General features: G+C 43.0%; 20 protein-coding genes. 2 read left to right on the plus strand and 18 right to left on the minus strand.

Features of this window, described 5'->3' with window-relative positions; translation table 11 throughout:
* The 7 genes from MKZ12_RS17685 to MKZ12_RS17715 all read right to left on the minus strand — a co-directional run bounded on the left by MKZ12_RS17685 (position 1) and on the right by MKZ12_RS17715 (position 6270).
* The gene (locus tag MKZ12_RS17685) at positions 1 to 1635 is read right to left on the minus strand and encodes an extracellular solute-binding protein (protein ID WP_339255864.1); all 1635 of its coding nucleotides are present in this window, start codon (positions 1633 to 1635) and stop codon (positions 1 to 3) included.
* A 97-nt stretch (positions 1636 to 1732) separates the two neighbouring features.
* Positions 1733 to 2605, minus strand: coding sequence for a carbohydrate ABC transporter permease (locus MKZ12_RS17690; RefSeq protein ID WP_339255866.1), 873 nt, complete (start codon positions 2603 to 2605; stop codon positions 1733 to 1735).
* 12 nt (positions 2606 to 2617) lie between these two features.
* A complete protein-coding gene (locus tag MKZ12_RS17695; RefSeq protein WP_091029317.1) occupies positions 2618 to 3580 on the minus strand; it encodes an ABC transporter permease subunit in 963 nt (320 codons plus the stop codon).
* Between the two features lie 553 nt (positions 3581 to 4133).
* Positions 4134 to 4925 (minus strand): HAD family hydrolase, encoded by a 792-nt coding sequence (locus MKZ12_RS17700; RefSeq protein WP_339255868.1) that lies wholly within the window; start codon positions 4923 to 4925, stop codon positions 4134 to 4136.
* A gap of 28 nt (positions 4926 to 4953) precedes the next feature.
* Entirely contained in the window at positions 4954 to 5463 is a 510-nt protein-coding gene (locus MKZ12_RS17705) for a hypothetical protein (RefSeq protein WP_339234540.1), read from the minus strand.
* Between the two features lie 125 nt (positions 5464 to 5588).
* On the minus strand, positions 5589 to 5798 hold the full coding sequence (locus MKZ12_RS17710) for a DUF896 domain-containing protein (RefSeq protein ID WP_017688036.1): 210 nt from the start codon (positions 5796 to 5798) through the stop codon (positions 5589 to 5591).
* A 94-nt stretch (positions 5799 to 5892) separates the two neighbouring features.
* Entirely contained in the window at positions 5893 to 6270 is a 378-nt protein-coding gene (locus tag MKZ12_RS17715; protein WP_339234545.1) for a LysM peptidoglycan-binding domain-containing protein, read from the minus strand.
* 296 nt (positions 6271 to 6566) lie between these two features.
* Here MKZ12_RS17715 and lexA point away from each other — a divergent pair, with 296 nt between their 5' ends.
* Complete coding sequence (gene lexA, locus MKZ12_RS17720) at positions 6567 to 7193, plus strand: transcriptional repressor LexA (protein ID WP_017688034.1); 627 nt, start codon at positions 6567 to 6569, stop codon at positions 7191 to 7193.
* Positions 7194 to 7300: 107 nt separating this feature from the next.
* On the opposite strand, the gene MKZ12_RS17725 is transcribed toward lexA, so the two are convergent.
* The gene (locus MKZ12_RS17725; RefSeq protein ID WP_339255870.1) at positions 7301 to 8602 is read right to left on the minus strand and encodes an aldehyde dehydrogenase; all 1302 of its coding nucleotides are present in this window, start codon (positions 8600 to 8602) and stop codon (positions 7301 to 7303) included.
* An 860-nt stretch (positions 8603 to 9462) separates the two neighbouring features.
* Between MKZ12_RS17725 and MKZ12_RS17730 the strand changes: the two genes are divergently transcribed.
* The gene (locus tag MKZ12_RS17730; protein ID WP_339255872.1) at positions 9463 to 9930 is read left to right on the plus strand and encodes a hypothetical protein; all 468 of its coding nucleotides are present in this window, start codon (positions 9463 to 9465) and stop codon (positions 9928 to 9930) included.
* A 434-nt stretch (positions 9931 to 10364) separates the two neighbouring features.
* Here MKZ12_RS17730 and glnA read toward each other — a convergent pair whose 3' ends face one another.
* From glnA to MKZ12_RS17780, 10 genes are all read right to left on the minus strand, one after another.
* Positions 10365 to 11693 carry a type I glutamate--ammonia ligase gene (gene glnA, locus MKZ12_RS17735; protein ID WP_091029299.1) on the minus strand — a complete coding sequence of 443 codons (1329 nt, stop codon included), beginning with the start codon at positions 11691 to 11693 and terminating at the stop codon, positions 10365 to 10367.
* 129 nt (positions 11694 to 11822) lie between these two features.
* The gene (locus MKZ12_RS17740) at positions 11823 to 12236 is read right to left on the minus strand and encodes a MerR family transcriptional regulator (protein WP_056689944.1); all 414 of its coding nucleotides are present in this window, start codon (positions 12234 to 12236) and stop codon (positions 11823 to 11825) included.
* Between the two features lie 82 nt (positions 12237 to 12318).
* A complete protein-coding gene (locus MKZ12_RS17745) occupies positions 12319 to 13572 on the minus strand; it encodes a methionine gamma-lyase family protein (RefSeq protein ID WP_339255874.1) in 1254 nt (417 codons plus the stop codon).
* Positions 13573 to 13655: 83 nt separating this feature from the next.
* Complete coding sequence (hflX, locus tag MKZ12_RS17750) at positions 13656 to 14942, minus strand: GTPase HflX (protein WP_339234679.1); 1287 nt, start codon at positions 14940 to 14942, stop codon at positions 13656 to 13658.
* Between the two features lie 119 nt (positions 14943 to 15061).
* Entirely contained in the window at positions 15062 to 16033 is a 972-nt protein-coding gene (locus MKZ12_RS17755; protein WP_062834999.1) for an AAA family ATPase, read from the minus strand.
* Between the two features lie 110 nt (positions 16034 to 16143).
* Positions 16144 to 16707 (minus strand): DUF402 domain-containing protein, encoded by a 564-nt coding sequence (locus tag MKZ12_RS17760; RefSeq protein WP_062835000.1) that lies wholly within the window; start codon positions 16705 to 16707, stop codon positions 16144 to 16146.
* Positions 16708 to 16994: 287 nt separating this feature from the next.
* Positions 16995 to 19667, minus strand: coding sequence for a PBP1A family penicillin-binding protein (locus MKZ12_RS17765; RefSeq protein ID WP_339255877.1), 2673 nt, complete (start codon positions 19665 to 19667; stop codon positions 16995 to 16997).
* Between the two features lie 170 nt (positions 19668 to 19837).
* On the minus strand, positions 19838 to 20080 hold the full coding sequence (hfq, locus tag MKZ12_RS17770) for an RNA chaperone Hfq (protein ID WP_017687918.1): 243 nt from the start codon (positions 20078 to 20080) through the stop codon (positions 19838 to 19840).
* Between the two features lie 373 nt (positions 20081 to 20453).
* On the minus strand, positions 20454 to 21410 hold the full coding sequence (gene miaA / locus MKZ12_RS17775) for a tRNA (adenosine(37)-N6)-dimethylallyltransferase MiaA (RefSeq protein WP_339255879.1): 957 nt from the start codon (positions 21408 to 21410) through the stop codon (positions 20454 to 20456).
* Positions 21391 to 22176: a class I SAM-dependent methyltransferase gene (locus MKZ12_RS17780; protein ID WP_339255881.1), complete on the minus strand. Its 786-nt coding sequence runs from the start codon at positions 22174 to 22176 to the stop codon at positions 21391 to 21393. The genes miaA and MKZ12_RS17780 overlap by 20 nt, the downstream gene beginning before the upstream one ends.
* Between the last annotated feature and the right edge of the window lie 7 nt (positions 22177 to 22183).

Consider the following 22183-nt stretch of genomic DNA (forward strand, 5'->3'; position numbering starts at 1 on the left):
TTATTGCTTATTTTCTTTGTAGGCTTTGTACGTGTCATTTGCCAGCTTCAGATAATTGGATAGACCCTGACTGTCAAGTTCTTTAACAAAAGTGTCGAATTCAGACAAGTTTCGCTCACCCAAGATAAATTTAAGTGTATTTTGGTCTGAGTAATCTTTCAGTGGAGTACTCAGAAGTGTCACCCGTTCACGGTCCTCAGAAGAGTATGGAATCGGTGGTTCAGCCGGGATCACTTCTTTGGTATCCTTCATGTCTTGCTGGAATTTCAACTCTTCTTCACTAAACATCGATTGCAGCAGATCTGTTGTACCTCCGTAGGCAAATACACCACCCGAGAAGCCAAAGTCAATACGCAGATCCTTCGTTCCTTTTGGATTCAAACCATTATAGTTAACGTCTTCAACCAATTTACGTGTTCCGCCCTCTTTGGTAAATGTTTCGCCTTCAACACCCCATTTGGCAAACTCTTGACCCTCATCACTGTAGTATAACCAATCAATAAATTGCATAATGGCTTTGAAATTTTCGCTTTTTTGAATTTTCCCAGAGATCATGACACCGTTTTCAAGTCTGGAGCCTGACATTAATTGGCCTTTTGGTCCACCAGGAACTGTAATCTTCTCAACTGAGAATTTGCCCTCTCCCAGCGTTTTGTTCATATCATTTCGGTGCAGCACCAGCGTTTGGGAATTGCCGTTAATCATAAAAGATTTGCCGGATACAAATTTCTGTATTGCCTGATCGTCATCCTGTGTAAAACTTTCTTTGTCCAGCAATCCTTCAGATACCAACTTGTTAAAGTAGGTCAACAGCTCTTTGTATTCTGGTGTTGTAGCCGTGTATACGAATTCATCCTGATCTTCTTTATATGTCAATCCATTACCAAAACCCCATCCAGCCTTGGTACCAAAACCGGTAGCAGCGATGTTCAATGTACTATTGAATTTAAATCCATCCGAAAATGGAATGGAATCCGGGTAGATTTCTTTCAGCTTTTTGGCTGCATCATACAATTCGTCCCATGTCGTCGGGATGGCGATGTTATTTTCTTCAAAAACATCTGTTCTTACCAGTAATGTATAATCCGGCCATACTTCTTCATGCAGACCCGGGAGCACATAGTACTTTCCATCTTCTTGCCGAAGTCCTTCCAGTTCATCCTCCAAACCCCATTTTTCCACTTTATCCTTGAAGTTCGGCATCAAATCAATGTAATCACTAATGGGCAAGACCGCACCGGAAGATACAAATGCAGATTCTTCACCAGGATAGGTTTTGGGAATAATCAGCGGTGCATCGCCTGAACTAATTAGAAGGGATCTCTTCTGAGAGTAGTCACTCATGGGAACAATCGTTGGCTCAAGCGTAACACCCGTCAGTTCGGTGATTTTATCGAAAAGTAACCAGTCTTTTTTATAAGGATAAATAGGATGATCACTGTATAGTATGGATAGATTAAATGGCTCGGTCGCCTTGAATGTATCCCCTACATTGTACGTTTCCATCGCTGCCTTGGTTTGAACTTCCGTGATGTCGCCTCCAGCTCCAGTATCGCTGCTACATGCTGCCAGAACGAAGGTCATCATTGTTGCCAACACCATTTTACCAACAAACTTACGTGGCTTTTGATTCATTTAGGTTATCCCCCTGAGTTTGGTTTAGGTTGACTTTGCCTTAAACTTTAAACAACATCTAAAAATTAATCATGTGAATTACTCTAGCTGCTGCTTTTTACTGTTTGACAGAGCCTAACATGATTCCGGTTACAAAGTATCTTTGGACAAATGGATAGATGGTGAGTATCGGCAAAATGGTTAATACCATCGTTACTGATTTAATATTGGCAGCAATCTGTGTCAGGTTATCCGCTGAGGTTGCACCGGCAGACGCCCCACTTGTCGCTCCTGCAATCATATTGCGCAGATAAATGGTGACCGGGAACAGTTCTTTTTTGTCCAAATACAGAAAGGCTGGGAACCAGGAATTCCAATGGCCCACTGCGTAGAACAGTACCATCGTTGCCATAACAGCTTTACTCAGCGGCAAAATAATGCGTAACAAGATTCCGTAGGTGTTCAAACCGTCAATGGAGGCAGCTTCCTCCAGTTCTTCAGGCATATTTTCAAAAAATGATTTCATGATCAGCATGTTGTATATGCTAATTGCGCCAGGAACAACAAGTGCCCACATGGTGTTGTTGAACCCAAGGGAATTAATCAACACATAGTTTGGAATCAATCCACCACTGAAGAACATGGTGAATACGGCGAACATGGTCAGAAATTTGCGACCCATTAATCTCTTTTTGGACAGGGCATATGCGAAAATAGTTGTCATGAACATGGAGATTAGCGTACCTAGCACGGTGTAGATAATCGTATTTTTATAATTCGTCCAGAACATGCTGTCACGCGAGATGGTCTTATACGTCTCCACATTGAATCCTCTTGGGAACAGACTAACCTTGCCCGAATTAATATAGGACTCACTACTGAAGGATTGTGCCACGACATTTAAGAATGGATAGAGCGTTATAAATACTACGAACAGCAGAAAGATAACATTGAATACTTTAAATACCTTGTAAGATCTGGATTCCTGCATGATGCTCCTCCTTTACCATAAGCTTCTTTGTGTCAGTCTGCGTGAGATCGCATTTACGGAGAACACCAGAATCAGACCGATCAGCGATTCGAACAAGCCAATTGCGGTAGCATAACTGAAGTTACTGGATTCCAGTCCGACCCGATACAGGTAAGTCGAGATGACATCAGATGTCTCGTAGATTAGCGGATTGTACAAAAGTAAGATCTTTTCAAATCCAACAGCAAGGAAATTACCCATGTTCAAAATCAATAATGTCACAATCGTTGGCAAGATCCCTGGTATCGTTACATGAATCGTTTGCTTCCACCGGTTGGCACCATCGATACGTGCAGCTTCATACAGTGAATCATCTATGGTTGTCAGTGCAGCCAGATACAGAATCGCTCCCCAACCCATACCCTGCCATACCTCAGAAGTGATATAGATTGTTCGGAACCACTCCGCCCGCTGCATAAAAGGAATATTGTCTCCGGTGAAGAAAGCCACCAATCCATTAATGGAACCATTCACTGCTGTCAGTTGCAGGATCATACCCGCCACGATAACGATGGACAGAAAATGAGGCAGATAAGACGCGGTTTGAACAAACTTTTTGAATCGTTTACTCTTCACTTCGTTAAGCATCAAGGCAAAAATGATTGGAACCGGGAATGTAAAGAGCAACGCGAGTCCGCCCAACATCAGCGTGTTACCAAATACTCTCCAGAAGGTAGGGTCCTCAATGAACATTTTGAAGTATCTTAACCCAACCCACGTTTCTCCAAATATACTTCCTCCGGGAACAAAACGTCTGAACGCAATTACATTTCCGATCATCGGCCCATATTTAAAAATAAGGAGATAGATGATGGGAAGGATTAATAGTGAATACAACTGCCAGTCTTTGCGGAACAAAGTTGCTGCCGTTCGTAATCTGCTTTCTTTACGTAAAGATGTCATGGTTAACGTTGTTTTAGCGGTTTCCGACTCCATGTGTTTTCACTCCAATCCAGGACTTGATAGATATAAACTATTTCATGAGCAATTCCCATCGCTTCTTTGGTAGAAAACAACCAATCCTTCAATTTCACCCCCACCACGAAATAGAGTACAGTCCAATGTAAGCGATATCATTTTGATGTTTTATGTAAAATCACTCAATCCAAGGTGCTTCACATCATGCATTAGCACTTAATAATTGGTGTGATCTCCAGATCGAAAGAAGGTCTTCGAAGTGTATAAAGCGCTTACAACAAATAAGAAATAATTAGCAACAACCCTCGCTTCCATTCAAATGAATTAAGTCAAAAGAAATTGCTCAGGATAATCTAAATACTAGTCATACTAGTATGTTAGTTATATTTTAATCCAGCTCCCCCCTAATTTCAATAACTTTTAGCAAAATAAATGGAAATCTCATTTAACAAGGCAACTTAGTTAATTTACTCAAATTAAAAAAACATTGGTAACTTCAAGAACGATATCATCGTTCATTGAAGCTTCCAATGTTTCAGAGTGCTGAGGAAAGATGTTATGGCTGATTTGCTCAGAACTTAGCAATAAGTTGATCTAATTCGGATAAATGCGTAATTTCATGGTCAGGCGCATACGTTTCATTGTTGGTCTTATGCTCACGGTTAATCCATACGGCTTGGATGCCTGCTGATAGAGCACCACGAATATCCGTCGTCAACTTGTCCCCAACCATCATGCTCTCTTCGGGTTTAACACCCAGTTTACTCAAAGCATGCTCGAATATGGACGGATCTGGTTTTCCTTTTCCAAAGTTACCCGAGATAACAATCTCATCAAAGAAAGGAGTCAATTCAGGTACACCATCCAACTTTTCTTGTTGCAAAGCAGGACAACCGTTCGTTAACAGCAACAGTTTGTATTTCCCTTGTAATTGACGTAAAGTATCCATCGTTTCTTCGTACACATGAGGTCTGGATCTACGTTCTACTCCAAACTGCGCGGCCAGTTGTTCAGCAAGATCTTCCCGATCTATACCCAACTTCAACAAGCCACGACGCCAGGATTCTTTACGGTAAACTGGAGCAAGTTGTTCCAACTGACGGAACTCAGCTTGATCCCCACCAGTAAAGTTGGCCCAAAGGCCTTCAAACGGATTGATTCCAATCATTTTGGTAAAAGGAAAGGTCTCATAAGATTCATATAGTGCACGTGCCTCGTTACGAACAGCTTCTTCAAGTTCCTCCGGTTTGACCCCAGTCTCTTGTGCTGCAATTAGACAAGTCTCACGAAATGCTTCTCGAACACTGCGCTCATCCCACAATAAAGTATCATCCAGGTCGAACAAAATCGCTTTTAACGCCATTCCGATCATCTACCCCTTTATACAATAATTACTTATCGATCGTTTCCACGGTGATCTGGTGTGCTTTTGCAAACTTCAGCAAACGTTCTGCAATCGCATCTGTATCGTAACGGTTCAATAACTTGGTGAACACCCATCTTTTCCCGCGACTTTTATGTTCGATAACAACTGTGCCTGGTTCAATTCTGAATTTGACAATATCTTCAACCCCGATTGAACGTTCACGATTACCCTTTGTTGTTATAATCCGATTACTGCTGATCTTGATGTATGGACGACGAAGCATGAAGATGACTGCCAAAAATACGTAAAGCAGCATCGTCACCCAGTCCCAGGTTGTCATCGGAGCTTGCACAAGGAACGTGCTCATAAACAGATACAAAAAGGCGAGACCGATCAAAAATATAGGGAACAAAAGGCTACGTCCCTTAAAGACTTCTTCACCTGGTGTACCTGTGATTGGCTGACCACTTTTTTTGCGTTGCTGATTTAACTGCTTGGAATTTTTCTTAACCGTTCTCTCGAACGAACGCGACATGAGAATCCCCCTTATGTGTCTTTGTATCGGCTTACATAACTGTAAACCAACATTTCCCCCTATAAATTGCATACTCAGAATAACAGGAAGAAACCTAAATATCATAATGATATCATTAGGTTTCGTTAGTGTTTGAGTTTGCCTTGGTGGCCTTTGTCATTCTCATCATCAACAATCTCAATGGTATCCAGTTGTTGTCTGAAATTGCTGCGAATATTACTCAAATAAATCTCTCTTAGCTCGGCACGTTCAGCAAGTTCTTCCTCCGACAATCCAGTGGACTTTTGCTTACGAGCCAATTCGTTAATACGTGCTACCAGACTATCTATATCCAAGCTTGTCCCCTCCAAAAATACAAAGTCATATTAACTTTGCCATGATAAAGGCTGCTTGTCAAGCTGACACGCGTTAACTCTCATTGATGTGCTTTTATTCTGCGAATTGCGGTAGAGTTAGTACTTGTCCCACTTGGATCGAAGTCGCTTGAAGTTGATTCACTTTCTTAATTGCTTCTATATATATACGTGTATCCATATTAGTCGGTTTATGTTCCAAGGAAATACTCCATAATGTTTCTCCTTGTGAAACGGCTATCTTTCCTCCAGGCAGAACATCATTCTCATTGCCAGCAAATACCGTTAATACAGTGCTACATCCAATAAATATAATCAAAGAAGTGATGGCTACCTTTAATATCCATGAAGAAATCTTGAAACGCGCTAAAACCTTCTTGTAGTTCCCTATGTTAGACTTCACCAGTTCCGAATTCATCGGTTCATAAATACTTTGATAAGTTGAATATCTCATTAAATACCCGCCTCCAAACGTTTGTTCCTATCTATTGAAATCAATATAACACGAACACTTGTTTTGTTCAATAGATTTTTAGAACAATTGTTCGCTTATTTTTTAAAGGAGAAATATCTTAATTCAAACCCTTCTGCGAAGCATTTGCAGTATTTTGCTCTCACTTTTGAACAAATTCGGTTCTATAAGTTAAAAAACACTGATTATATGCCATTTTATTTAGAACTTATGTTTGTACGAACGGAGGTTCTATGTTATAATTTTCCCAAACGTTACTAAAATGGGGTTGATACGGTATGTCGAAGATATCCAGCAGGCAGCAGGCAATTCTGGAATTTATACGAAATGAAGTCCGGTTGAAGGGGTATCCTCCTTCCGTACGGGAAATTGGTGAAGCTGTTGGACTGGCTTCCAGCTCAACAGTACATGGACATTTGGATCGCCTGGAGAAAAAAGGTTTGATCCGACGCGACCCTACCAAGCCAAGAGCCATTGAGCTTTTGAGCCAGGAAGAATCTGAGCATTCTCATCAATTTGCTCATAGCGTTGCACGTATTCCTGTCGTTGGTAAGGTTACAGCCGGGGTTCCAATTACTGCAACCGAGAACATTGAAGACTACTTTCCTCTTCCTACACATTATGTAGGTGAACAGAAAGTGTTTATGCTTTCGGTAGTCGGAGATAGTATGGTGGAAGCAGGAATCGTTAACGGAGATTACGTTATTGTCCGTCAACAGCAAACTGCTGATAACGGTGATATCGTAGTGGCAATGACTGAAGACGATGAAGCTACAGTGAAAACGTTCTATAAAGAGAAAGATCATATTCGCCTTCAACCGGAGAATGCGACCTTCGAGCCTTTACGTTTGAAACACGTTAGTATTCTGGGTAAAGTCATTGGCCTTTTCCGAGATATTCATTAATAACTAACCTGAGTAACAAAACTAGATGCAATACACTGAATACAAAAAGAGGTTGCCCTGATGAACAGGACAACCTCTTTTTATGTTTATATTGTTTTATCTGCTAATTATTCACTGCGTTTCAGAACACTCTTGTGATGTGAGAACACATCAAAGCTCTGTTGTCCGTGATATGAGCCCATACCACTCTCTCCTACACCACCAAACGGAAGATAATGCGAAGTCATATGAGAAAGCGTGTCATTAATACATCCCCCACCGAAGGAAACTTGATTCAACACCTGATCCTGTAGTTGCTCATCCTGTGTGAAGAGATATAGTGCCAATGGTTTTGGCCGGCGAACAATCTCATCCAGCACGGGATTCAGGTCGCTGTACGTAAATACGGGAAGAATCGGACCAAAGATCTCTTCTTGCATGACAGGTGAATCCCAGTTCACATCTCCAAGTACAGTCGGCTCAATCAGCAACTGCTCACGCACAGACCGTCCACCTATCAGCGTTTTGCCATCTGTAAGAAATTTCGACAACCGATCAAAGTTACGCGCGTTGACAATATGCGGGAAATCAGCATTCTGTAACACATCATCCCCAAATTTATCTTTGACCTCTGCGCCAATCAGATTAATTAATTCAGCATGAACTTGTTCATGCACAAGCAAGTAATCCGGAGCAACACATGTTTGCCCTGCATTCAGGAACTTACCACGAACAATACGTTGAGCTACCAGCTTCAGATCTGCGTCACTATGGACAATAGCAGGACTCTTACCACCTAATTCAAGAGTTACAGGAGTCAGGTGCTCCGCAGCCGCCTTCATAACAATGCGACCAACACCCGTACTGCCTGTGAAGAAAATATAATCAAACTTCTCTTTCAACAATGCTGTGCTGGCTTCGACTTCCCCTTCCATAACGGCAATATACTCCTGAGGGAAGATCTCCTGAATAAAATCATACGTCAGACGAGATACGGCTGGTGTTAATTCAGAAGGTTTGATAACTGCACAGTTACCGGCTGCAATTGCTCCAATCAGTGGACCAAACGCCAGTTGGAAAGGATAGTTCCAAGGTGCAATAATAAGAGCCACTCCGTATGGTTCAGGGTAAATGGTGCTCACCCCATCCGGCATAGCTGAATTGGTTGGGACTTGTTTTGGCGCAGCCCATTCCTCCAGATGTTCTAATGCAAAATCCAATTCACCCAGAACAATGCGAATCTCGGAACCGTAAGCTTCGGCCTCGGATTTGTTCAGATCCGCCCGAAGTGCATCTTGAATCCGTTGCTGATACTTTTCGATTCCTTTTCTAAGCTGTTGAAGTGCATTAATCCGATACTCGATATTTTTAGTTTGTCCTGTATAAAAAAATGTACGTTGTTCTGTCACCAATTGTTTTGCCTGATCCATATTAACATCTCCAATTAATTATTTAAAATTAAATTGCTCAAAATTCAATTAAAGTATACCTCTTCTATATGAAACTATCAACATAATATTGAAACATTAATTTGAAAATTTCTGAAATTTGGTAGGCGTTTTCAAGATATGAGAAAGCTACCCTTTTTTTAATGTAAGTGTCCATTGACTATAGCGAATTATTGGGTATTATTAGAATTCATCTTTATTTCTCCAGAAGATTATATGTACTGAGATCTAAAGAGATGGATGTAGCCTTGTAGATCTGACGCAATGTCAACATAGAGATCATATGTCCTAATTGCCGATAACTCTGCGGACGTGGAGAAGTAATTTCTCTAATTCAATGACTTGTGGTTTTGTGTTGGTTTTGTTTGCATAGTAAACAAAGAAGCCGGCCTATTTTTGAATCTTTTACTCGAATGTATCACGAATTTTTCTCTTTTCCATGTTCTTAATGGATAGTGTGCGCTACGCTTCTACTACTCCTCTATAATCAAATACTAGATAGGTACCCGAACCTACATAAGGCTACCGGGAGGAAATCATTTTTCATATCTTAATGTCTTATATGTATATTTATCTTATTATCACCCAAACCTATTAGTTCGATAAAAAGCATGCTAAATAAATCATTTCTATCAATTAGTCAAAATTAGCATTTCAAAAGAATATCCATAAATCCAACATTTTACAACTGTATTATTTACAAATAGTAATCTTATATGGTATATTTAACCATGGTTGGCCGACCTAATTATTTGAACTCTACTCGATATCTTTAATTTTCAAATAACAACTTAAAACAGAATCTTACTCTATTGGTTCTAGTATATTTGGGAGGTTTGAATATGAAAAGATTAAGAAAATTCTCTATTTCTGTTATGGCAACTGCTTGTCTATTAGCATTCGGTTCCAGCTCTGCATTCGCTAAAACTGGTTGGGCTGATTCATTTGAGACAGCAGAAGTGATGTACTCAAGTGTAAACCAGTCTTCTGGATTTAGCGCAACACAGTATTTAGATAGCATGAGCGACAATGATTTTTATGTAGTCGACAACACAAACGGTACATCCGAAATCACATATTCTGTTATAGCCACTCCACCAGCTAACTTCGACATTGTTATGGGTGTTATTAAAATGAATGCAAGCGGTGCGATCCTGTCCATTCAAATGGATAACTGGAATGGACGGGGATACCCTGAGGCGATTAGTTGGAATGCTAAACCTGGTGAGAAGGTTTACTTCAGAATTATGGACAACGGTATCAACAACTATAACGAGCCTTATACAATTCAATTCACAAAAACCAGCTAAATAATATTTTAGTAGATATTCAATGGCTCCCCGCTATATTAATGGGTGGGCCATTTTTTATACTTTGTAGACAAGGATGAGTACAGCGATAATTTATTTTTTGTTTTCCAGAGAGAATGCTCTTTTAATTGTTGAATTATAGCTTAAGAGAATGTTTCATTGAGTCATTATTGCTTATTCAGATTGAAAAGAGCTTTATTAAATCAAATTCTTGAAATAGCTATGCATCATATTTTATCATTTTCAAAGTTTGAACGAAGTTTTTTTACTCATGGTCAGGAAACAAAATTCAATGGAATATTTTGAGGTTCGTTACTGAAGAAATTTTTGAGTAGAAAAATATTTTGGGGGCACTTTGATTTTTCTTTAAATGTTTAGGGATTGCCCACAAAAAGAAAAACCCCTCAGCGCTAGAGCGCCAAGGGATTGAGCTATTAGTACAAAGTGATATATTGATCGCGTTCCCATTGGTGGACTTGTGTTCTATACATATCCCACTCAATTTCTTTCAGCTCATAGAAGTGAGCCAAGGCGTGGTCGCCGAGAGCATCACAGATAACTTCGCTGCGGATCAATTCATTCAGTGCTTCTTTCAGGTCAGCTGGCAAGCTTGGAATGCCTTCTTCCACACGCTCTTCTTCTGACATGATGTAGATGTTACGGTCAATTGGAGCTGGTAAGGAAAGCTCACGTTTGATTCCGTCCAGGCCTGCTTTCAACAGTACAGCCAAAGCCAGATAAGGGTTAGCAGCCGGATCCGGGTTACGAACCTCAACACGTGTGCTTAAACCACGGGAAGCTGGAATACGAATCATTGGGCTACGGTTACTCGCAGACCATGCTACATAACAAGGAGCTTCATAGCCTGGTACAAGACGTTTGTATGAGTTCACAGTTGGATTAGTAATTGCTGCAAACGCACGTGCATGCTTCAGAGTTCCAGCCATGAAGTGACGTGCAGTTTTGCTCAAACCAAGCTCGTCCGACTCGTCAACGAATGCGTTCTCATTGCCTTTGAACAAAGATTGGTTGCAGTGCATACCGGATCCGTTCATACCAAACAGCGGTTTCGGCATGAATGTAGCATGTAAACCATGCTGACGTGCAATCGTTTTAACAACGAGTTTGAACGTTTGGATCTGGTCAGCCGCTTTCAGCGCATCAGCATATTTAAAGTCGATCTCATGCTGACCTGGAGCTACCTCATGGTGGGAAGCTTCGATCTCAAAGCCCATTTCTTCAAGGGTGATAACGATGTCCCGGCGACAGTTTTCACCAAGATCCGTAGGTGCCAAGTCGAAATATCCACCTTGGTCATTCAGCTCGTTGGTCGGGTTTCCTTTTTCGTCTGTTTTGAACAAGAAGAACTCAGGTTCAGGACCGACGTTGAAGGAAGTGAATCCCATATCTTGGGCTTCCTTCAGGTTTCGTTTCAAGATACCACGTGGGTCTCCTGGGAACGGGTTACCATCTGGAAGGTATACGTCACAGATCAGGCGTGCAACACGGTTCTCTGCTACCCATGGGAAAATAAGCCAAGAATCTAGATCTGGATAGAGGTACATGTCGGACTCTTCAATACGTACATAACCTTCAATGGAAGATCCATCGAACATCATTTTGTTATCCAGAGCCTTAGTCAACTGGCTCACAGGAATCTCAACGTTTTTGATAGCTCCAAGCAAATCGGTAAATTGCAATCGAATGAATCGTACGTTTTCTTCTTTCGAAATGCGGAGAATGTCTTCTTTTGTATAGCTCACTATAACCTCTCCCTTTCTTATCTGCGTATTTGGCTTGCCTGTTATATTTGTACATTAGAAAGTTCCACGGGTCAAGGATTCTTACACCATAAGTGCATGATTTCCTCTCACTCGCCAAGTTATGCGAACTTACTTTTTATTAAAGAATCGGGAAAGCTCTCCCTGAATGAGAGATACTTGTCCAGGTCTCTTACCTGACACAAGCTGCTGCTTCAGCAAGCGATGCAACTGCGTATCGGACAGTTCTCTGCGTTTAACTTCTGTATCTGGCGTGATAACTGTAGCTTCCTCGGATTCTTTCGAAACAGGATTCATCACTTGTTTGATCCCTGCGATGTTAACTCCTTTTTCAATCAAAGCCTTGATCTCTAGCAATCTCTCTACGTCATTAAAAGAGAATAACCGCTGATTTCCTGACGTTCTCGCAGGAACGATCAAGCTGTGCTGCTCATAATAACGAATCTGACGTGCAGACAGATCCGTAAGTTTCATTACAATACCAATTGGGAATAAGGCCATATTTCTGCGAATTTCATCACCCATGTTCATCAACCTTCCAGTCATCTATTCTTCACCCTATTGTACATTTAGTTGTTACCAAGTGTCAATGACGTGTTAGATAAACTCACAATAATTTACGATCTTTCATGGTCTGTAATGCCATCAAAACGCCATATTTGACATGAGAGTACGTTAATCCGCCCTGCATATACCCAATATACGGCTCCCGAATAGGCGCGTCGGCTGATAATTCCAGACTTCCGCCCTGAATGAACGTACCTGCCGCCATAATGACAGGATGTTCATAACCAGGCATATCCCACGGTTCAGGAACCACATGACTATCTACAGCTGCTGCACGCTGAATTCCCTGCACAAAGGCAATTAAATGCTCAGCAGAACTAAACTGAACAGCCTGAATCAGATCTGTACGAGCTTCATTCCAAGCGGGCTTGGTTACAAATCCCGATTCAGCAAACATCGCAGCAGCAAACGTACTACCTTTAATAGCTTGTCCTACGATTGTCGGTGCCATGTAAAGTCCTTGGTAGATGCCACGTGTTGTTCCCAGCATTGCTCCAACCTCTCCCCCAATTCCCGGGGCTGTCAGGCGATAAGCTGCCAACTGTACGTATTGTTCCTTCCCACATATGTATCCTCCGGTTTCTGCAATACCTCCACCAGGATTCTTAATAAGTGATCCGGCCATCAGATCAACTCCGACTTCTGTCGGTTCACGTTCCTCCGTGAATTCACCGTAACAATTATCCACGAATACGATGACATCCTCCTTAAGCCCTTTAACACGTGTCACCATCTCGGCAATCTCAGCAACACAGAAGGATGAGCGCCAATCATAACCACGTGAACGTTGAATCCCAATGACTTTTGTAGCCGGTGTAATGCTTTTCTCAACTGCTGCCCAGTCCACGCCACCTTCAGCAGTTAAAGTCGTCTCACGGTAGCCGATTCCAAAATCGCGTAACGAACCTGTACCATCACCGGGTTTGCCAATCACTTTATGCAATGTGTCATAAGGCTTACCCGTGATGTACAATAATTCGTCACCTGGGCGCAATACGCCAAAGAGAGCTGTACTAATCGTATGTGTACCTGAAGCAAAATGAGGACGTACCAACGCGGCTTCCGCGCCGAACACATCAGCATATACTTCATCAAGTACTTCACGCCCACGGTCGTTATACGCATAACCTGTTGAACCTGCAAAATGAAAATCACTTACTTTTCGCTGTTGGAAAGCGTTAATCACTTTCCATTGATTGTGATCTGTGATCCGATCAATCTGTTGAAGTTGTCCTTCAATCTGACGCTCCACTTGTTGCTGAAGTTCAGATATTTCTGAATCAAAGCTTACCATCTTACTTCATTCCCCTTCATAGCACGAATCTGACGTTGAATAGTCATTATCGTGTAACTTATCACATCAATATGTCATGAATGTTACGATTCAATAAAATTTTCGAGCATATAACCAAATTTCTCATATTCACCTTTTTGCAATTCCACTTCATAAATGACATCATTCTCCTCAAAGCTAGTATCCACTACATCACCAATTTTGTAGAGTACCGACGTAAGATCCCCACGTTCTGCCGGAATACGGAAGCGTTTCGTGTCACCTGTCAGCTCGTTCTGAATCAATTCACGGATTTTAAGCAGATCCTCTGAATCTAATGCGCTTACTTTAATATGATCTTTATCCAGTGGAAGCATCTCAAGCTGCTCTGGTGTGCACGCATCTTTTTTGTTATACAGGACTAACTGCGGTTTATCCCCTGCACCAAGTTCTTGCAAAATCGTGTTAACCGTTCTCATCTGATCTTCACGCATAGCTGATGAGGCATCCACAACATGCAGGATGAGATCTGCTTCATTCACTTCTTCCAGTGTTGCCCGGAAAGCCGCAATCAGATCATGCGGGAGATTTTGAATAAATCCAACGGTGTCGGTAAGTACGATTTCTTTACCACTTGGAAGTTCCATCGTGCGTGAAGTTGGGTCCAAAGTAGCAAAAAGCTGATCTTGAATATACACATCTGCCGCAGTCAACTGCTTGAGCAAGGTTGATTTGCCAGCATTGGTATAACCAACAAGGGCCACTTGAACAATACCTGTCTTCTTCCGGCGTTCACGGTGCAACTTGCGATGACGTGTCAATTCTTCCAGATGGCGCTTCAGATCGTCAATGCGGCCACGGATGTGACGACGGTCTGTCTCCAGCTTGCTTTCCCCCGGCCCTCTTGTTCCGATGCCCCCACCGAGTCTGGACAGATTCTTGCCATGACCCGACAAACGTGGCAACAAGTAGCTATGTTGAGCCAACTCCACTTGAATGATACCTTCTCTCGTGTTGGCACGCTGTGCAAAAATGTCCAAAATCAACTGGGTACGATCAATAATTTTGAGATCAAGGGTTTCTTCCAGATTGCGAACCTGTGCTCCTGACAATTCCTGATCAAAAATAGCTGTAGTTGCTCCGAGTTCCTCTGCAATTGCACGAAGCTCTTCTACCTTACCTTTACCAATGAACCATTTGGTATCCCGTTTTTCCCTGTTCTGAGAAAGTACACTTAGCACTTCCACTCCAGCTGTCTCGGCAAGCTTCACCAATTCCTCTAAAGAGTACTCAGGATTGATACCCGTGCGTTTTACATCATCCGTAACAAGACTCACTAAGACGGCGCGATCTTTTTTGACCATATCTGTATCATGCGTGCCATTTGTCATGTATATGTTCACTCCCTCTAATTACTTATTCGTTGATATTCATTACCACAAATATGCCATGGCATGCCTTAAGCCGAACCGGTTGGCCCGGCCGGCTAGTGTAAAAACTATATTATCGCTTACTTTCGCTCAAAGTTCAAATCCTCTGTACGGATTGTCATCAGCTCCAGTTTCCCTGGACTGCCTTCCGAGTATTGTTCCAACAAACGAACCGCCTGATGCCTGATCGAACGCTCAATGGCATTACGAACGTATCTGGCGTTACTGAACGCATGCAGCGAATCATTTTTTTCCTGAAGCAAATGCTGCTTAAGTTTGAGTATGGTCTGAGGCATTAGAATATAATCACGCTCTTTGGCCATAATCTCAGAGATTTGAATCAACTGATCAATGCTATAGTCTGGAAATTCCACTTGAATGGGAAAGCGGGAAGGCAATCCGGGATTCGTCTGCAGAAAAAAATCAATCTCTTCCGAATATCCAGCCAATATAAGGATAAATTGGTTTTTATTGTCCTCCATTGATTTTACAAGTGTATCAATCGCTTCCTTACCAAAATCTTTCTCTCCACCGCGGGCCAAACTGTAAGCTTCATCAATGAACAATATCCCACCGAGTGCCTTCTTGACCAGATCTCTTGTTTTCTGCGCCGTGTGACCGATATATTCTCCAACCAGATCCGCACGCTCAACTTCAATAAGATGACCTTTACTCAACACACCCATCTTCTGAAAAAGTTTGGCAACAATCCTCGCCACGGTTGTTTTACCAGTCCCCGGATTACCTTTGAAGATCATATGATACACGTGCGCACCACTAAGTAAGCCTGCTTCGGTACGCATCTGAGCAATCTGTAAGAAAGCATAGATCTCAAATACCAGGTCTTTGATATTTTCAAGTCCAACCAATTGCTCCAATTCACCCTGTATCTCCTGGAAGTGCGCATGTTTGGTTATGCTCTTGGCCGCCTGTACTGCCGCTGCCTCATCTTTGACCAACATCTGAGGTTCCTGGTTACGCAACACAATATTAATTTGTCTGGATGGTCTGCCTCCTGGTTGCTCTCCTGCAGCCATGACCCGTCCGTTCATTCGCCATCACCTCTATTTTATCGGGCTGAACTCTCCTGATTATTAATGTATTCTATCAGGCGCTCCAATATTAGAAGGATCATGAAGAATTCTACGGTTAGGTACATGTCTTAGATCTGAATGTTTTTTCGAAACTCTCCGTTCTCAAACAAACTCTGCCTATGCTTCAGTGATAACTGAAAGTATGGGAATACATGCGCATCAATGGCATGCAGCAATTCTTTTGCCGTTTTGTTAGCCAAGTCATAATCACCTGTCGTAATATGCTTCCGCGACAATGCATCTTCAAGCTCATCTTCATCCAGCAAAAAGACCTCTCCATCTTTCAGCACAACGACATCCAGATACAGGTCATCAAACCAAGGTACCCCCTGATCGGTTATCCCCTGACTGCGACATGTATCAATATACCATTCCACAATCCGCTCCTGATCATCAAACATCGCTGTAACAACGAAATGCTCTCCCTTCGGGTAGTATTGCAGCCAAGAATACCCTTTATCTGCAATACAGAAGGTACTGCCTCCATATGTTTTCCACAGAGGTTCTTTCAAATCCTGTATGGTGTACAACGTAATATAACCTGTGAAAATTTTGGATTGAACGAACCGGCATGTGAATTGTCGGTTCGTAATCCGGCGCCAGTTCGCGCGGTCCCCGAATTTCCGTTTCATACGAACCCCTCTTTGCCGACTACAGGTCCGTGACCTGCTCTGATGTTATTGGTGAACAATGTAATAACGTCCGCATGATAAATTCCAGCGCTCTGGCCCACCTTGCACAACGTATTACGAATAGTTACAGCTTACCATATTTAAGGTATACACTCAAAATCAAGCTTTGTCCCACCTATTCATTAAATGATCTTCTATTAAAGAAGGTTCGTATAACCAAAAAAAACTGCTTCACCGAAATTCCGGGAAGCAGTTTAATTCATGCAGCTATTTAGTTATTCACTGGTTTAGCCGCCAGTTCCAGCTTGAGAATCTGCAGGTTCGTCTGTTCCTCCAGTGTCACCACTCGTTCCGCTGTCTGGAGTTACAACCTCGCCCGGTGTTGTTACGGCCCCATCATCAGAGCCTTCACCTGTACCGCCTGGCTCTGTTGTCCCCTGACCAGGTGGGCTCGTGTTTCCTCCACCAGGTTGACCGTTACCTTGGCCGGCTCCGCTGTTATTACCATTGTTTCCATTATTGCCGTTATTACCATTCCCATTTCCGTTGTTGCCATTTTCATTCCCATTTCCGTTATTACCGTTCGAGTTGCCATTATCCGGCGAACCATTGTCCGGATTCTCCGTACCTGGCTGCTCAGGATTTGTTTCTGTACCAGGGTCTATACCAGGATCAGGTTCCTCTGGTGGCATTTCCTGCGCTTCAATCATCAGGGAAATGGTGTTCGAAGGATCCGTCTCCTGTCCTGATGCCAAGTCGTAAGCTGTCACATAGTACTCATAGGTCAGGCCAGGCAATGCACTTAAATCTTGTGCACTGGTCGATCCCACTGAATCAATGAGATGCGTAAACTGGCCTTCGGAGGTTTCTTTACGATACACCCGATATGGAGTGCTCGTGTCACCTGTTCCAGTCCAACTCAGTGAGACTGTTTGAGCATTTGGATCGTATGATCCACTCAGACCACTAACGGATAGGGCTGGTTGTTCTGGTTCTTCTACTGGCGGAGGTGCTTGCCCTCCAGCCGGTGTTTTGAATTGCTTCACTGGAACGCCTTTTAACGCATCCCCCATGACTTTGGCAAAGAAAGCTGCTGACAGCTTACTGCTGTTCTTAAGCATATGATTGGCATCCGGATTGTCATAGCCCATCCAGACTGCGGCAGTCCATTCCGGTGTGTATCCAACGAACCATACATCACGGTTGGCACTGTTCCCAGAGATACCACTTTGAACCGTTCCTGTTTTACCCGCTACCGGACGATCCAGACGTGCCGAACGTCCCGTACCATCATTAACAACATTCTGCAGCATCTGTGTAAGCTGATACGCATTTTGCTCGCTCATGACACGCGTGGTGTCCGAGTTATCGTGTTTATACGTGGTTTTGCCTGCGCTATCCTTTATTTCCTTAATCGAATAGGCTTGACGGTATTCTCCGAGGTTGGCAAATGCACTATAGGCTTGCGCCATTTCCAGTGTATTTGTCCCTTTACTCAGACCACCGAGGGCAATTGCCAAGTTTTTGTCTTCATCTGTCAGCTGTATACCTACACTCTTGGCAAAATTAATACCTGTGTTAACGCCGATTTTATCAAGTAACCAAACCGCAGGAATATTTTCCGATTTCGTAATGGCATCTGTCATACTGATCGTCGAAGAATATCCATGCAAGTTACCCGGACAGTAGTTACCAAAACATTGCTTCGCATTGCTCAGCGCCGAGTTGGCACTGTAGTTTCCTGTTTCAAGCGCCGGTGCATAAGACACAATTGGTTTAAAAGCAGAACCCGGCTGTCTTCGACTCTGCGTTACACGGCTATAACCTTTAGTCTGATAATCACGTCCACCCAGGAGGGCAACGAGACTGCCATTCTCGTGGTTCATGATGACCATGGAACCTTGAACCTGTTGATCGTCTTTACTTGCCTCGAACAGACTATCGTCTGTAAAGGCAGTTTCCATGGCTGTTTGAGCCTGTGCATCCATGGTTGTATAAATTTTGTATCCGCCAATATTCAGATCATCTTCCGTTTTACCTGTTACGCGTTCAGCTTCACGGAGCACATAATCAATAAAGGCTTGATACTTCATGTCTTTCTCTGGTCGTTTGTAGTTATAGTTAATCTCTTTTGCTTCATCCATCTCCGCCTTGGTAATGTAGCCTTGTTCATACATCAGCTGTAATACCACACCACGGCGTGCTTTGGAGTCGTTTGGATTGCTTACCGGGTTATAGGCAGAAGGGCCTTTCGGCATGGCTGCCAATGTAGCAATTTGCCACAACTTCAACTTCTTGAGATCGGTAACTCCAAAATAAAATTCAGATGCCGCTTTAATTCCGTAACGCTGATGACCGAAGAAAATCCGGTTCAGATACATCGTCAGGATTTCGTCTTTGGTGTACTTGCGCTCCAATGCCATGGCAATGGATACTTCCGTTGCTTTACGGAAGAACGTTTTGTCACGGGACAAGAACATATTCTTGGCAAGCTGCTGGGTTAGTGTACTACCACCTTCCACCATGGAACGAGCCATGACGTCCTTAACCGCCGCACGCCCGATGGACCAGATATCCACGCCCTGATGATCGTAGAATCGCTTATCCTCTGTTGCAACAAAGGCTTGCTTCACCAGCTCAGGAATATCATCTTCTTTGACGGGTTCCAGCTTCTGAATGGATAGCTCCCCCATTAATTGGCCATTGCGATCATATACTTTTGAAGTTTCATTAATTGTAGTTTTGTCCTTGTTGGCTTTGAGCAGATTTTCACCACTCACCATAATAAATAAATATCCGCCTAGTGCACAGAATATGGCGATTGCCATTGTGAAAAACAGTGTCCATCCAACGCGTTTACCCGTAATTTTTTTCTTTTTAGAGGTCTTTGGCTTCGCTTTTTTGGGTGACTTGTTATTGTTGTTGCGATTATTAGACCTCGACAACGGATCGTTTGGCATGTTACCTCCTGACTCCCTTTCAGTTGCATAATTTCTATTCGTCTGTTGGCTCAAACATATATTAAACATATTTTGCCCGGAATGAAAAGAACAACCCTTTATTCAGGTTGCTCTGTTTCAATACCTATACTTGTAGACGAAATGGTTGGTGAAAAGGTTTCGTAATTTTTTTAAGCTTCGCCGCTATTATCTTGCTGCATCAGCGATACGCTGCGTTGCGGCGTGAACGTGGAGATGGCATGCTTGTAGACCATTTGCTGGCGTCCGTCGCTGTCGATGACGATCGTAAAATTGTCAAATGCCTTGATCGTCCCGCGGATTTGGAAGCCGTTGGTCAGATAGACCGTAGCAGGAATATTTTCTTTCCGCAGTTGGTTCAAGAACGTATCTTGGATGTTGATGGACTTGTTCATTAGCCGTACCCCCATTGGTTCATTTGAATTCGTGTTCAAGTAATATTCAATATCGCTGAGTAGCTTTCGTGCTATTATATCATGAACAGTTTCATATAATCCACAAAAACCCCTTGTCTGCTATTTTACACCCATTCTTGGCAAGGCAAACAAATAGAAGACTTATCCATTATACACCGCTTGCCAGTTTTGCAAAAGAGGGACAAACTCTTCATTTTAAAGCTCATTTATTCATTGTTTGGCGAATCCTCAATCTCTTACACCTATTCTAGTGATACATAAAAACCTCTATCCTTTTGATGACCAAAAGGTAGAGGTTTACATATCTCGATCTATTTGATACCTGTCAGAAGAATACTAATCATCGCTCAAATCAATCAAATTTTTGTGTAATCAATTCACTTATCTGCTTGTATTTCCCTTCAAAATCCTGGGTATCCGTCATGTCTACCCATTCAATATCCTTCATATGGCGGAACCAGGACAGCTGTCTTTTGGCAAACCGACGCGTATCCCTTTTTAACCACTCAACCGCAGCTTCCCAACTCACTTCCCCTTGCAAGAACGCTGCAATTTCCTTATATCCCAGCCCTTGCATGGAAATATGACCTCTCGCCACGCCCCGTTCCAACAAGGATTTCACCTCATCTACCAGACCTTGTTCGATCATCAGATCAATCCGCTCTTCTACCCGGGCGTACAACTTCTGCCGATCCATTGTCAAACCAACAATAAGAAGGTCATAAGGCGACTCTTTCTTCTGTACTGCCAGCTGATCAGACCACTTCTCGCCTGTGAGGTGATGAATCTCAAGCGCACGCACAATTCGCCTTTGGTCATTCGGATGCAGACGATCTGCACTGACCGGATCAACTCTCCTTAGACGATCATGAAGGGCCTGTGCGCCATATTGCTCCGCATAGCTGAATTGTTGCTCCCTGAACGCTTCATCCGAACCACTATCGGAAAATTGGAAGCCGTAACATACCGATTCCACATACAGACCGGTGCCACCTACAATAAAAGGCATTTTACCACGTTCATGGATTTCACTAATCAATCGTGTGCAACTCTCCTGGAACTCGGCCACAGAGTAAGGGTACTCCGGTTCATGAATATCAATGAGATGATGAGGTACACCCTTCATTTCTTCAGAGGTAATTTTAGCAGTTCCGATATCCATTTCACGATATACCTGCATCGAATCCCCTGAGATAATCTCACAATCGAAAGCTTGGGCAAGCTCGATGCTCATTCTTGTTTTGCCTACTGCTGTTGGTCCAACCAGCACAAGCAGTTTGGGTTTTGGTTTAACTTCCACGTTCAACATTAATCACTCCGTACAGGGTTTTTGCATTCGCTCGATCAAGTATTTCAAATCCGAGCCTGTCAAACTCCGCGCTGCCGCGCTTTTCTTTCATCACTACCCTTTTACGGGCGACCCGTCTCGCTTCCATAATGCTCTCTTCATCCAGCGCATGAGCATTCGCATAATCTCGCAAGGGCTGTATCGCACTAGAATCCATCATCGGTTCACGGAACATGGGGTCAAAATATACAGTGTCACAGCTTCGATCTGGCATGGAACGCAGTAAATCAAGATGATCCACATGCCGCAGATCTATGCGCCGAAAAGCCTCATCCACCAAGGGTTGATTGCTCTTATAATGCGACATGCCCTCCAGCAACAGTGTATAGAGTGGTTGAGAACTTTCGCAGGCGATGACCCGTCCACTCAACCCAGCCGCAACCGAAAATACCAGCGCATCAGAACCAAGTCCAGCGGTACAATCAACAATGGTGTCTCCTTCAAGTACCGCACCAGCTTCCAGCATGGGATCAGCTTCCCCTCTTAGAACACGTTTAGCGCGAACAAATCCCATACTGGGGTGAAACTCAAGCTCCGTTGCATCTTTGCGAAACAGACGGGCTCTGCCATTGAGTACCACTAATATTTCATTGATACCATAATGTTCAATCAGTCTGGGTAAAGACGTTCTATTGCGCGGTACGTAGGTACCTCCTGTCGTTTCGGCGAGCTTACGCGCACGCTCCACCTGAGAGGCAATCTCCTTGTCACCGGTTGTAATGTACATAATGTCC

The organism is Paenibacillus sp. FSL R5-0713 (assembly GCF_037973325.1).
Taxonomy (GTDB): Bacteria; Bacillota; Bacilli; order Paenibacillales; family Paenibacillaceae; genus Paenibacillus.

Excerpts from the sequence above, each read along its gene's own strand:
- MKZ12_RS17685 (WP_339255864.1), bottom strand. The coding sequence starts at position 1,635 with ATGAATCAAAAGCCACGTAAGTTTGTTGGTAAAATGGTGTTGGCAACA.
- MKZ12_RS17690 (WP_339255866.1), bottom strand. The coding sequence starts at position 2,605 with ATGCAGGAATCCAGATCTTACAAGGTATTTAAAGTATTCAATGTTATC.
- MKZ12_RS17695 (WP_091029317.1), bottom strand. The coding sequence starts at position 3,580 with ATGGAGTCGGAAACCGCTAAAACAACGTTAACCATGACATCTTTACGT.
- MKZ12_RS17700 (WP_339255868.1), bottom strand. The coding sequence starts at position 4,925 with ATGGCGTTAAAAGCGATTTTGTTCGACCTGGATGATACTTTATTGTGG.
- MKZ12_RS17705 (WP_339234540.1), bottom strand. The coding sequence starts at position 5,463 with ATGTCGCGTTCGTTCGAGAGAACGGTTAAGAAAAATTCCAAGCAGTTA.
- MKZ12_RS17715 (WP_339234545.1), bottom strand. The coding sequence starts at position 6,270 with ATGAGATATTCAACTTATCAAAGTATTTATGAACCGATGAATTCGGAA.
- lexA (WP_017688034.1), top strand. The coding sequence starts at position 6,567 with ATGTCGAAGATATCCAGCAGGCAGCAGGCAATTCTGGAATTTATACGA.
- MKZ12_RS17725 (WP_339255870.1), bottom strand. The coding sequence starts at position 8,602 with ATGGATCAGGCAAAACAATTGGTGACAGAACAACGTACATTTTTTTAT.
- MKZ12_RS17730 (WP_339255872.1), top strand. The coding sequence starts at position 9,463 with ATGAAAAGATTAAGAAAATTCTCTATTTCTGTTATGGCAACTGCTTGT.
- MKZ12_RS17740 (WP_056689944.1), bottom strand. The coding sequence starts at position 12,236 with ATGGGTGATGAAATTCGCAGAAATATGGCCTTATTCCCAATTGGTATT.
- MKZ12_RS17745 (WP_339255874.1), bottom strand. The coding sequence starts at position 13,572 with ATGGTAAGCTTTGATTCAGAAATATCTGAACTTCAGCAACAAGTGGAG.
- hflX (WP_339234679.1), bottom strand. The coding sequence starts at position 14,942 with ATGACAAATGGCACGCATGATACAGATATGGTCAAAAAAGATCGCGCC.
- MKZ12_RS17755 (WP_062834999.1), bottom strand. The coding sequence starts at position 16,033 with ATGAACGGACGGGTCATGGCTGCAGGAGAGCAACCAGGAGGCAGACCA.
- MKZ12_RS17760 (WP_062835000.1), bottom strand. The coding sequence starts at position 16,707 with ATGAAACGGAAATTCGGGGACCGCGCGAACTGGCGCCGGATTACGAAC.
- MKZ12_RS17765 (WP_339255877.1), bottom strand. The coding sequence starts at position 19,667 with ATGCCAAACGATCCGTTGTCGAGGTCTAATAATCGCAACAACAATAAC.
- hfq (WP_017687918.1), bottom strand. The coding sequence starts at position 20,080 with ATGAACAAGTCCATCAACATCCAAGATACGTTCTTGAACCAACTGCGG.
- miaA (WP_339255879.1), bottom strand. The coding sequence starts at position 21,410 with ATGTTGAACGTGGAAGTTAAACCAAAACCCAAACTGCTTGTGCTGGTT.
- MKZ12_RS17780 (WP_339255881.1), bottom strand. The coding sequence starts at position 22,176 with ATGTACATTACAACCGGTGACAAGGAGATTGCCTCTCAGGTGGAGCGT.